Origin of the sequence: Flavobacterium sp. (assembly GCF_043778725.1) — a bacterium.
Classification (GTDB): domain Bacteria; phylum Bacteroidota; class Bacteroidia; order Flavobacteriales; family Flavobacteriaceae; genus Flavobacterium.
Map to the genome: position 1 here is coordinate 20,797 of NZ_JAYWFT010000054.1, position 11,893 is coordinate 32,689.

Annotated in this window: 10 protein-coding genes and 1 tRNA gene; 6 read left to right on the forward strand and 5 right to left on the reverse strand. The window is 30.6% G+C overall.

The window, feature by feature from the left end; translation table 11 throughout:
* Window positions 1-19 precede the first annotated feature (19 nt).
* The 3 genes from ACH2CG_RS04645 to ACH2CG_RS04655 form a co-directional block, all read right to left on the reverse strand.
* Window positions 20-808 carry a hypothetical protein gene (locus tag ACH2CG_RS04645; protein ID WP_395062686.1) on the reverse strand — a complete coding sequence of 263 codons (789 nt, stop codon included), beginning with the start codon at window positions 806-808 and terminating at the stop codon, window positions 20-22.
* 15 nt (window positions 809-823) lie between these two features.
* On the reverse strand, window positions 824-1,567 hold the full coding sequence (locus ACH2CG_RS04650) for a hypothetical protein (RefSeq protein WP_395062688.1): 744 nt from the start codon (window positions 1,565-1,567) through the stop codon (window positions 824-826).
* A 106-nt stretch (window positions 1,568-1,673) separates the two neighbouring features.
* Complete coding sequence (locus tag ACH2CG_RS04655; protein WP_395062690.1) at window positions 1,674-2,426, reverse strand: hypothetical protein; 753 nt, start codon at window positions 2,424-2,426, stop codon at window positions 1,674-1,676.
* A gap of 123 nt (window positions 2,427-2,549) precedes the next feature.
* On the opposite strand from ACH2CG_RS04655, the gene pepE reads away from it, so the two are divergent.
* Complete coding sequence (gene pepE, locus ACH2CG_RS04660; RefSeq protein WP_395062692.1) at window positions 2,550-3,260, forward strand: dipeptidase PepE; 711 nt, start codon at window positions 2,550-2,552, stop codon at window positions 3,258-3,260.
* Window positions 3,261-3,303: 43 nt separating this feature from the next.
* Here pepE and ACH2CG_RS04665 read toward each other — a convergent pair.
* Window positions 3,304-3,376 (reverse strand) — tRNA-Gly (locus tag ACH2CG_RS04665).
* 147 nt (window positions 3,377-3,523) lie between these two features.
* Between ACH2CG_RS04665 and ACH2CG_RS04670 the strand changes: the two genes are divergently transcribed.
* Window positions 3,524-3,964, forward strand: a complete 441-nt coding sequence (locus ACH2CG_RS04670) for a GNAT family N-acetyltransferase (RefSeq protein ID WP_395062694.1) — start codon at window positions 3,524-3,526, stop codon at window positions 3,962-3,964.
* A 5-nt stretch (window positions 3,965-3,969) separates the two neighbouring features.
* On the forward strand, window positions 3,970-5,673 hold the full coding sequence (locus ACH2CG_RS04675; RefSeq protein WP_395062696.1) for a murein L,D-transpeptidase: 1,704 nt from the start codon (window positions 3,970-3,972) through the stop codon (window positions 5,671-5,673).
* Here ACH2CG_RS04675 and ACH2CG_RS04680 read toward each other — a convergent pair.
* Window positions 5,662-6,387 (reverse strand): murein L,D-transpeptidase catalytic domain family protein, encoded by a 726-nt coding sequence (locus tag ACH2CG_RS04680; RefSeq protein WP_395062698.1) that lies wholly within the window; start codon window positions 6,385-6,387, stop codon window positions 5,662-5,664. The two genes, ACH2CG_RS04675 and ACH2CG_RS04680, sit on opposite strands and share 12 nt — an antisense overlap.
* A 260-nt stretch (window positions 6,388-6,647) precedes the next feature.
* On the opposite strand from ACH2CG_RS04680, the gene ACH2CG_RS04685 reads away from it, so the two are divergent.
* The 3 genes from ACH2CG_RS04685 (at window position 6,648) to map (ending at window position 11,839) form a co-directional block, all read left to right on the forward strand.
* Window positions 6,648-9,077: a DUF5916 domain-containing protein gene (locus tag ACH2CG_RS04685; protein ID WP_395062700.1), complete on the forward strand. Its 2,430-nt coding sequence runs from the start codon at window positions 6,648-6,650 to the stop codon at window positions 9,075-9,077.
* Between the two features lie 127 nt (window positions 9,078-9,204).
* The gene (gene gpmI / locus ACH2CG_RS04690) at window positions 9,205-10,722 is read left to right on the forward strand and encodes a 2,3-bisphosphoglycerate-independent phosphoglycerate mutase (protein ID WP_395062702.1); all 1,518 of its coding nucleotides are present in this window, start codon (window positions 9,205-9,207) and stop codon (window positions 10,720-10,722) included.
* Between the two features lie 301 nt (window positions 10,723-11,023).
* Window positions 11,024-11,839 (forward strand): type I methionyl aminopeptidase, encoded by an 816-nt coding sequence (map, locus tag ACH2CG_RS04695; protein WP_395062704.1) that lies wholly within the window; start codon window positions 11,024-11,026, stop codon window positions 11,837-11,839.
* The last annotated feature ends 54 nt before the right edge of the window (window positions 11,840-11,893 follow it).

Below are 11,893 nucleotides of genomic sequence, written 5' to 3' on the forward strand. Positions count from 1 at the left end.
ACTTAAATTAGATAGTTTTTTAATTTTTTTTATGAAACTCTTCGCTTTTGGCAATCATAAATTCCATAAAAGCTAAACCGTTGCTAGGATCTAGAAGTTTTTTAGCCTGAATTTCATTTGAAAAAGAATATGTTAAAAAAAGATTGATTTGATCTTCGTCAAGCTTTAAAGTTTCTTTGAAAAAATTTGTAGAAAATCTTACTTTAGTTTGCGTTACAAATTCTTCATAAGTAATTATTTTTTCAGGAATTGGTTTAAATGTATTGGATGAACCTTTAAATAAATCGGCAACCATTCCTCCTACTTTTATAAAATCTACGCCATTCATTTTTTTGGGTTCGAACATATTTACAGTTCTAACACTTACACCTGTAATTTCAAGTTTAGAAACATCCAACTTGGGCAATTCTACCTTAAACGCTGGTTTTAGTTTAATTCGTTTAGCATCATAAACTAAATCACCAGATAATTTAAAAGGTGCTATTTTTACTTCGTCGAGTTGATTTACTTTAATGTTGACATGGATTTTAAAAATCATTTCTTTAAAATCGGAATTTTTTAATATAATTTCTTTTGAGTCAAAGGCAACACCTGATATGATTAACACATCGTCTTCTTTGGCAAATATTGAAAATTGACCCAAATCATCTGTGATTGTAAAAGTTTCGGCAGTTACATTTACAACTGATAATCTTTCTACTTGAATAGAATCGGAAACTATAATAGCACGCAATATTTTTAGTCTTTCATTTTGTGAAAACGAAAGCATTGGTAAAAAAATTAAAAATAAAAGTATATGTTTTGCCATGTGTACAAATATTGGTTATGACTGCTTAAGTTTCTTAAATTCTTTATTTTTTTTTATCATAAAATCCATCAATTCGAAATCGGATTTTAATTTAAGAACAGCGTTTGCTTCAATATCATTTTCACAATACATCAAAAAAAGTTTAATTTCTTCGTCGTTTAAATTTAGTGTTTTTGTAAAAAATGTATAGTTTGTCTGTTGCAAAGCTTTTTCTGTAAAGTTGGATTGGGAAGTAAAACTGGATTTTTTTGGATTTTTTTTCTTTAGAACACTTAAAACATCTTTATACAACCGAACAAAATTTACACCATTTACAATTGTTCCATCATAAATATATTGGTTTTTAGGAGAAGACTTTGCATCGGCAACATATTGTTTATCAACTATTTTCTGAGATTTGCCACCAATTGGGTGTGCGCTTTTATTATTAATGACAACTTCATTTAGTTGGCTGTAAAAAACCTCTAAGAGTACCAATAAAATAGGATCGTCTATTTGCTTTTGAGTAAGAACCATTTTTACTGGCTTGTAAGATAAACTAGAAAAAACCAGGGTATCTTTTGCTTTAGCTAAAACCTCAAACGAACCATCTGGATTTACAATCTTGCCTTTGTTGGTATTTATATTAAAAACTACCACATTTTTAACTCGAATAGAATCGTTTACTGCTTGACCATGCACTATTTTTCTTAATGAATTTTGAGAAAAACCAATCTGAAAGAATAAAATTAACACTACTACTTTGTAAATTGTTTTCATAATAAAGCCTTGTTTTAAATACACTTATAAAGTTACTCTTTTCTATTTTTTATTTCTCTAAAATGATCACAAATTTTAAAATAATTGCCTACACCTCTTATATTAATTATTTTGTAGCCAACAATTCTTTATAATTTACTGCCAATTCTTTCATGATAAAGGTTGCCATAGTTTTATTTTTAGATTTCACTGCTTCAACAAATTTAGAATCTTCTACTATATAAAACTGAAATCCTTTTACATATTCTTCAGGAATTTTCAACGTTTCTAGGAAATATTTTTCTTCATACCATCCTTCAATTTTATCCAATAATGTTTCTTTTTTCTCTACTTCAACTTCTTTTTTGAGCATCGCTGTTCTTCCCGAAATCCAGTTAATTAAAGGGTCTAAGCCTACCTTGGTGTCAGTACCAAATTGGGCATCACTATCTGAAGCTGTTTTAAGTTTTCTTTCGGCAGGTGTATAATGTTTTGTGCTTGCAGGAATAATACCTAAGGAAACAGCATTAATATTTTTATATTCATTAATTCGTACCTCATCTAGCAACCGCACTAAAGTTTCCATTTTTACAAAAAACAGTTCTTTATTAAAATCTTTATCTTGAATTTCTACTTTCAATCCTTTAAATTGTACCGATGAAAAAAGTAATGTATCGCCAATAGACACATTGATTGCAAAATATCCGCCTCTTTCGGTTAGAGTTGCTTTTTCGGTTTTTAGATTTACAATATAAATGCCTTCTAGATCATTATAGTCGGCAGTAACTTTTCCGTAAATTTTTTTTCCAGTTGGCGTGCTTTGACCATAAGTTGCACTAACTATAAAAAAAAGGGAGAAATAGATTATATTTTTTTGCAAAGCGATTGAGGTTCTTTTTGTTGAGGGTAAAAGTATTTGAAAGTACTCCAAAAAATTAGCCAAAGCAATTGTAAATTTATGTTAATTATTAATTTGTAAATTTGATGAAAAATTTAATAACCCATGAAAAATTTAATCATTGCAAGTACATCTACGCTTCATGGAGGTGATTACTTAGACTATTTATTACCTACATTAGAACATCATTATAAAAATTGCGATACCATAATTTTCATTCCGTATGCGCGTCCGGGAGGAATATCGCATGATGAATATACAGGAAAAGTTAAAACGGCTTTTGCCAAAATCAATAAAAGAGTAATAGGATTACATACTTTTAAAAATCCAGAAGAAGCAATAAATAACGCACAAGGAATTTTTACAGGAGGCGGAAATACTTTTCTTTTAGTAACGCAATTGTATGAAAACAATGTGATGGAAGTTTTATCTAGAGTGATTACCAATGGAACTCCTTATCTTGGCACAAGTGCTGGAAGTAACATTACTGGAATATCTATGCAAACTACTAATGATATGCCTATAATTTATCCGCCAAGTTTTACAACTCTAGGAGCAATTCCTTTTAATTTAAACCCACATTATTTGGATGCCGATATACAAAGTAAACACATGGGAGAAACTCGCGAAACTAGAATTAAAGAATTTCATGCCTTTAATGCAACTGCTGTCCTTGGTTTGCGCGAAGGAAGTTGGTTGGATGTAAAAGGAGAAAAAATAATATTGAAAGGCACTTTCTCTGCAAGATTGTTTAGACAAAATCTAAATCCGGAGGAATTAAATCCAGAAACCGATTTTAGTTTTTTAGGAAACTAATTAAAAACAAAAAACCCGAATCGTTTGATTCGGGTTTTAGCAGAGCGGAAGACGAGGCTCGAACTCGCGACAACCAGCTTGGAAGGCTGGAGCTCTACCAACTGAGCTACTTCCGCTTTTGTGAGTGCAAATATAAAACAATTGTTTGTTTTGATGCAAGTTTTTTTTAAAAAAATTTCATATAGAAATAATTCTACAAAATTCTATCCTTGTAAAAGTTTTATTATTAAATTGTTATCGGTTTCTTTGCAGTGAAAAATTTTATGAAAAAAATACAAAATATTAGTTCAACCGCCACTTTTTTAGTTCGGCAACCTGTTTTAAGAAAAGGAAAACCTCTAGAAAGTTGCCTATTTGATGGTGATGATTTATCTACTACTAATCATTTTGGATTATTTATTGATGAAAATTTAATAGGCGTTGTGTCGTTTTTTAAAAATAAAAACACTATTTTTAATACTCAAAATCAATTTCAAATAAGAGGAATGGCGATTTTGCCAGAATTTCAAAGAAAAGGGTTTGGTGAAGATTTGGTAAAGCATTGTGAAACGTTCATTAAAAATGAAAATAATATCACTATTTGGTTTAATGCACGTGAAAAAGCTGTTCCGTTTTATGAGAAACTAGGATATAACAAAATTGGAAATCCATTTTCTATAGCCGATATTGGATTACATTATTTAATGAAAAAAGAAATTGGCTAATGCCTATGAATAAATTTTACTTATTACTTTTTATTGTCTTTCTTTCGAGTTGCAAGAGAACTACTTCAAATGATTCTTCTGCGAATGCATCGTTTGTTGACTTTTCTATCTTTGGAAATGATAAAATTAAAATTGACTCTACTTTAATAAATGCTTCAACAGATGAAGTATTTAAGGCATTTTACAAAAAATACAATTATGAAACCGCTTGGAGCTCTAAAGACAATCGTGATTTTATTATTGAAGAAATTTCTAATGCCGATGATGAAGGTCTGCAAGCAAAAGATTACAATTACAACACACTAAAATCATTAGAAGAAAAATACGAACAACTACCCGATTCAAGTATTGTAAAATATGATTTTCTACTTACTAATAGCGCGCAATTATATATTAATCATATAAGTAAGGGAAAATTAAATCCGAAAAACCTATACAAAGATTGGGATTTGGAAGAAAAAACTATTGATGTAAACAAAATACTATTTGATTGTATTGACAACAATAATTTCAAAAACTCAATTGAAGATTGCAAGCCACAACATCTAGTTTATAAAAAACTAAAGTCGTGTCTTAAATTATTAAATCAGTTTCCCGAAGAAACCACGTTTGCGTTAATTGATTTAAAACAAAAAATTGTTCCCAATAAAAAAAATAATTACATTCCAATAATCAAGAAAAGACTTATGTATTGGAACGATATGAAAGAAAAAGACACGTTACTTTCTACTCTTTACGACAAAAAAACACAAGATGCTATGAAGATTTTTCAGGCAAGACATGGTTTAAAACCTGATGCAGTTATTGGTAGAAGTACTATAGAAGCATTAAATTATTCTAGAAATCAAAGAATAGAACAAGTTGTTGCTAATATGGAGCGTTGGCGCTGGTTTGCTCACGATTTAGGAAAACACTATTTACTAATTAATATTCCAGATTATAGTATTGTTGCTGTTAAAGAAAATGACACAACCCAAATTCAAAGAGTAGTTGTTGGTAAAGAAACGAGAAGAACACCAATATTAGAATCTAAAGTTTCTAACATTAATTTGAATCCTAATTGGACTGTGCCTCCAACTATTTTAAAAGAAGATATTTATCCCGAAGCCGAGAAAGACAAAGGTGTTTTTAAGAAAAAAGGATTGATAATACTAGACCGAAAAAACAATGAAGTTAATCCTTGGACTTGGACGAAGGAAGATGCCAATAAGTATAAATATGTTCAAAACCCTAGTAGAAATAATTCCTTGGGATCAATGAAAATTAATTTTCCTAACAAATATTCGGTTTATCTTCATGATACAAATCATAGAGATTTTTTTGCATTTTCTTATCGTTCTTTAAGTTCGGGTTGCGTGAGACTAGAAAAACCGCTAGAAATGGCCGCCTATATTATAAATGATACTACAAAATGGTCTTTAAATAGAATTAAAGACACGACAGACATAAAATATTACTTGAAGTTACAGAAGAAAAAACAAATTGAAATTGACAAAAAGAACGCCAAACTTTTAGCTAAAAATCCCGATTTAGTAATTGAGAAAAAAACCTTTGCAAAACCAGAATTAAAAACAATAGTTATAAAAGTAACCGACGATATTTATATTCATCAACTGTATTGGACCGCATGGGAAACCAATGGAATACTAAATTTTAGAGAAGATATTTACTGTTTAGATTCTAATTTGTATTCTAAACTAAGATACTAATTTAGAAACCTCTAAGTAGTTTATTGATGGATGGTAGATAAATAAACACGATTTATCTTTAATGGTTTGTATAATTTTTTTACTTAATTCGACCGGAATTGCAGGACAACCTTGACTTCTTCCCAATCTGTTATGATTTTTTAAAAACACATTAGAAACATAAGTTGCGCCATGAACCACAACAGCTCTTTGTCTAGCATTATCGTTAATGCCTTTCTCTAAACCATCAAGTTTTAAAGACATTCCATGCTTGCCATTATAAACTTCTCCTGTTGCAAAAAAACCTAAACTACTTTTATTAGATTCTTTCTTGTTAGAAAAATCATTAGCATAGTCATCACCAGAATTTTTACCGTGAGCTACTAACGAATTGAATAAAATTTTATTACAATTCATGTCAATAACCCAAAGTCTTTTTTCTCTAGAACTTAGGCTAAAATCTACAATGGTTAATAAATCTTTTTGAACAACTCCTTTTTCTCTAAGTAAATAAAATCCTTCTAACGCTTTTGAAAAACTTTCTAATTTTGGTAGTTTAAAATTATTAGAGTCTAAAGAATTGTATAAAACTTCAACTTTTTTAGAATAATTTACTAAAGCATAATTCTGTAGGTGAACTTTTTTTATCGGATTATCAGTGACTTTTTTTATCGGATTAGAAACTAACGATACCAATCCAATCAAAGTTATATAAGCTATTTTGTATAATTTCATTTAATACTTGGGTTAATTTATGGTAAACTTGGGATTACAAATATAGAAAACGAAACCTTCTTTGTCTAATTATTTTTATTAAAATTATCGATAATAGTACATTTTTAATCGATATAATACATTTTAACTAATTTAATATAACTTTTTTCTTACTTTTTAACATAATATAAAGTTAAGTTTTTTTAGAGTTATTATACTATTACAATAACATTTGTGTTATAAGTATAAAGATTTATATTTGTACAAATAATGAGCACTATATGAATAGAAAGATTCCACTCTTACACATTACGATTTTATTTCTAACATTTGTTGGGTATTCTCAGGTACCAAAAAAAACACTTCAAACAAAATTTTCTGATGAAAAGATAATTCTTGATGGCAAATTCAATGAAGAAATTTGGAAAACAGCTGATATAGCAACCGATTTCGTTATGATTGCTCCAGACAATGGAAAAGAAGAATTAAAAGAAAGAAAATCGGAGGTAAAAGTAGTTTACACAAATGATGCAATTTATGTAGCCGCAACTCTTTATGACAATCAACCCAACAAAATTAGCAAAGAGCTAACCACAAGAGATCTTTTTGCAACAGCCGATCATTTTGGTATTTTCTTAAACGGATATAATGATGGACAACAAGAGTTTAGATTTTTTGTAAGCGCTGCTGGCGTTCAGATAGATGTTGTATATACAGATTCTAATGGCGAAGATACTTCATGGAATGCTATATGGGATAGTCATGTAGAAATTACGAATGTTGGTTGGACAGTTGAAATGAAAATTCCGTATGCAGCATTACGTTTTTCATCAGAGAAAACTCAAACATGGGGTTTAAATTTTTATAGAGAAATACAACGCGACAGACAACAATTTACTTGGAACTTAATCGATAATAAAATAAGAACCGAAGCTAACCAAGCAGGAGTTTTATCTGGAATTCAAGATATAAAAACGCCTACAAGGTTATTTTTTATTCCGTATACTTCGTTTTATTTAAATGGAAATAACGATGAAAAAACTAAAGGTGAATTTAAAGGCGGTTTAGATATTAAATATGGTATAAATGATGCTTTTACGTTAGATGCAATTCTGGTTCCAGATTTTGGACAGACAGCTTTTGACAAAGTCGAATTAAATCTTGGTCCATTCGAACAACAATTTGGCGAAAACAGACCTTTTTTTACAGAAGGTACTGAATTATTTAATAAAGGAGAATTGTTCTACTCTAGAAGAATTGGAGGAAGCCCAACACTTAGCGCAACATTAAATAGTGACGAAGAATACATTGAAAATCCTAGTAAAGTAAATTTATTAAACGCATTGAAAGTTTCGGGTAGAACAAAAGGCGGACTTGGAATTGGGTTTCTTAATGCTGTTACATCGCAAACTTATGCTAAAATTCAAAACACAAGTACAGGCGCAACAAGAACTGAATTAATAGAGCCATTAGCCAATTATAATGTTTTGGTTTTAGACCAACGTTTTAGAAAAAACTCTTCTGTTTCCTTCATTAACACTAATGTTTCTCGCGATGGAGAATATAGAGACGCCAATGTTTCGGCATTATTATTTGACTTAAAGACTAAGAAAAACACCTACAGTCTTTCTGGAGATTATAAATACAGCTATGTAAACGATTATGGTGGGTTTAATAATAAAAAAGGATACAACTCAAGTTTAAACTTTGCAGAAACTAGCGGAAATTATAGATACAGCTTTGGTTCTGAATATGTTTCTAGTGGTTTTGATAAAGATGATATGGGAATTCAATTTCAAAATCATTATCATGCAGGATATGGAAATGCAAGTTATAGAATTCTTAAACCTACAAAATTATTAAACTCATTTGGAGTGTATTTAAATACCTACACAGAATTTGACAATAGAACTGGAAGAGTACAAAGTGCCAATTTAAATTTACAATCTAATTTCACATCCAAGAAAAATGATTTTTATAATATAGGAATAAACAGCCGACCTATAGATACTTATGATTTCTATGAAGCAAGAACAGAAAACCAACAACGATTTTTAACAATTCCAAAAAGTATAAATTCTTTTCTCTATTTTTCATCCAACTACAATAGAAAATTTGCTATTGACCTTAACCCATCATTAGGCTTTGCAAATCAAAAAGGACGAATTAACTATGGTATTTACATCAATCCAAGATATAGATTTACAGATAAATTTGCATTGATTTATGAATTTTCATTTAATAAACAAAAGAACAATATTGGCTACATAAATGAGAACAATACTCTTAACGAAATTTATATGGGACGAAGAGACAGAACAACTTTTTCTAATACTTTGTCTGGAAAATATTCTGTAAACAATGTAATGAACTTTAATCTATCAATACGCCACTACTGGTCTTATGCAGAGTACAACAAGTTTTACACACTTCAAGACGACGGCAGTTTACTTGAAAATTTATCTTACACGACTAATAGTGACCGAAACTTTTCAACTTGGAACTTAGATTTATCCTATTCATGGTGGTTTGCTCCAGGAAGTCAAATTTCTATTTTATATAGAAATAATGCTGGCGCATACCAGTTTGGCTCAACCTTAGACAAAAACTATCTTACAACGCTCAAAGAGAACTTAAACGATAGATCGTTAGACCATATATTCTCAATTAGTATTCGCTATTTTATTGACTACAATTCGTTGAAACATTAAAAAATAATCAAAAAATATTCCTTAAAAGTCCGATTGTAATAATTCGGACTTTTTTATTTAAAATAATTTCAAGTCTATTAACTTGCATTTTTTAAATGAATTATCTTTGTAGAAAATAAAAAAAATCATGAACAAAAAAGTAATTTTAATGATTCTTGACGGTTGGGGAAAATCTCCAGATCCAAAAGTTTCTGCAATTGACAATGCAAACGTTCCTTTTATAAATAGTTTATATACTAAATACCCAAGTGCACAACTAAGAACCGATGGTTTAAATGTAGGTTTGCCAGAAGGTCAGATGGGAAATTCTGAAGTTGGGCACATGAATCTTGGTGCCGGACGAATTGTATATCAAGATTTAGCTAAGATAAACTTAGCCGTTCAAAACAAAACTATGAATCAAGAAAAACCACTTCTTGATGCTTTTCAATATGCAAAAGACAACAATAAATCGGTTCATTTTTTAGGATTACTTTCCGATGGTGGCGTGCATTCTCATACTGCTCACTTGCGCGGATTGATCGATGCAACACAAGATTTTGGCTTAGAAAAAGTCTTTGTTCACGCCTTTACTGACGGCCGTGATGTTGACCCAAAATCGGGTGCATTGTACCTTGAAGATTTAAATAATTACATCTATAATAAATCGGTAAAATTGGCATCTGTTATTGGCAGATATTATGCCATGGACAGAGACAAACGTTGGGAACGCGTGAAACTGGCTTACGATTTATTGGTAAATGGAACTGGAAAACATTCTAAAGATGCCGTATTAAGCATTCTTGACAGTTACAAACACAATATTACTGATGAATTTGTAGAACCAATGTTGATGGTTGACCACAATGATGTGCCAATTGCAACAATTCAAAATGATGATGTTGTAATCTTCTTCAATTTTAGAACCGATAGAGGACGTGAATTGACAGAAGCACTTTCGCAACAAGATTTTCACGAACAAAACATGCACAAACTGAATTTGTATTATGTTACCATGACCAACTATGACGACACTTATAAAAATGTTCATGTAATTTACGACAAAGATAATTTGACAGAAACGCTAGGAGAAATTATAGAAAAAGCAGGTAAAACACAAATTAGAATTGCCGAAACCGAGAAATATCCTCATGTAACTTTTTTCTTTTCTGGCGGAAGAGAAATTCCGTTTGTTGGCGAAACTCGAATTATGCGAAATTCACCAAAAGTTGCCACTTACGATTTACAACCAGAAATGAGTGCTTTTGAACTAAAAGATGCATTAGTACCCGAATTGAATAAAGGTGAAGTAGATTTTGTGTGTTTAAATTTTGCCAACGGTGATATGGTTGGGCACACAGGAGTTATGGATGCAGCAATAAAAGCTTGCGAAGCTGTTGATGCTTGTGTGAAAGAAGTAATTGAAGCTGCTTTAGCCAATAATTATACAACCCTAATAATTGCAGATCACGGAAATTGCGAAACGATGATTAATCCTGATGGTTCGCCAAATACGGCTCATACGACCAATCCAGTTCCTATTATTTTAGTAGATAAAGAGTTAAAAACAATTCATGACGGCGTTCTTGGCGACATTGCTCCTACTATTTTAGAATTAATGGGAATTGATAAACCTGCGGTAATGACGCAACATTCGTTACTTTAAGAAAATAATTTTTACATGATAGAATAAAAAATGCCTCAAATAGCAGTAAGCTTTTGAGGTATTTTTAGTTTTAAATACTTCTTGATTATTAAAGCAAAAAAATGATGAAGATTTTGAGTAAATTAAAATCAAAAATTAATGAATCTTATAAAATTTCATCATTAAATAAAACTTAAATGTATAAAATTCAAAAATCAAACGATGCATCTAAATAACAATTATTTAAGTTCAAAAATTTCTGTTAACTCACTACTGAACACTGAACACTTTTCACTATTTTTGCACTCAGAAATTTAGAAAAATGATTATTCCAAAAACAAGAGAAGAGATTGAATTGATGCGCGAAAGTGCTTTATTGGTTTCTAAAACATTGGGCGAAATTGCAAAAATGATTAAGCCAGGTGTAACTACCTTACAATTAGATAAAATAGCAGAAGAATTTATAAGAGATAATGGAGGAATTCCCGGGTTTTTAGGACTTTATGGTTTTCCAAATTCTTTGTGCATGAGTCCAAATGCTCAGGTTGTACATGGAATTCCCAACAATACTCCATTACTTGAAGGCGATGTTATTTCGGTAGATTGTGGTGTTTTAAAAAATGAATTTTATGGCGATCATGCCTATAGTTTTGAAATTGGCGAAGTTGCTCCAGAGGTTAAAAAACTACTTCAGGTTACTAAAGAAAGTTTGTACATTGGAATTCGTGAATTTAAAGCTGGAAATCGTGTAGAAGATGTAGGAAGTGCAATTCAGAAATACTGCGAAAATCAAGGTTATGGTGTAGTTCGTGAGCTTGTTGGACACGGATTAGGCAAAAAAATGCATGAAGATCCGGAAATGCCAAATTATGGAAAACGCGGTCGCGGAAAAATGTTTGTAGAAGGCATGGTTGTTGCCATTGAGCCAATGATAAACATGGGAACAAAAAACATAAAACAATTAAAAGACGGTTGGACAATTCTAACTGCCGACGGAAAACCAAGTGCACATTTTGAACATGATGTTGCTTTAATTAATGGAAAACCAGAAATTTTATCTACTTTCAAGTATATTTATGATGCTTTGGGAATTGTGAGCAATGAGGAAGATGAGTTTAGAAATCATTACACATTGTAGAATACACATGAATTTATCCGCTTAAAAGATTTGATAAAATTGATTACATTTACA

Excerpts from the sequence above, each read along its gene's own strand:
- ACH2CG_RS04645 (WP_395062686.1), bottom strand. The coding sequence starts at position 808 with ATGGCAAAACATATACTTTTATTTTTAATTTTTTTACCAATGCTTTCG.
- ACH2CG_RS04650 (WP_395062688.1), bottom strand. The coding sequence starts at position 1,567 with ATGAAAACAATTTACAAAGTAGTAGTGTTAATTTTATTCTTTCAGATT.
- pepE (WP_395062692.1), top strand. The coding sequence starts at position 2,550 with ATGAAAAATTTAATCATTGCAAGTACATCTACGCTTCATGGAGGTGAT.
- ACH2CG_RS04670 (WP_395062694.1), top strand. The coding sequence starts at position 3,524 with ATGAAAAAAATACAAAATATTAGTTCAACCGCCACTTTTTTAGTTCGG.
- ACH2CG_RS04675 (WP_395062696.1), top strand. The coding sequence starts at position 3,970 with ATGAATAAATTTTACTTATTACTTTTTATTGTCTTTCTTTCGAGTTGC.
- ACH2CG_RS04680 (WP_395062698.1), bottom strand. The coding sequence starts at position 6,387 with ATGAAATTATACAAAATAGCTTATATAACTTTGATTGGATTGGTATCG.
- ACH2CG_RS04685 (WP_395062700.1), top strand. The coding sequence starts at position 6,648 with ATGAATAGAAAGATTCCACTCTTACACATTACGATTTTATTTCTAACA.
- gpmI (WP_395062702.1), top strand. The coding sequence starts at position 9,205 with ATGAACAAAAAAGTAATTTTAATGATTCTTGACGGTTGGGGAAAATCT.
- map (WP_395062704.1), top strand. The coding sequence starts at position 11,024 with ATGATTATTCCAAAAACAAGAGAAGAGATTGAATTGATGCGCGAAAGT.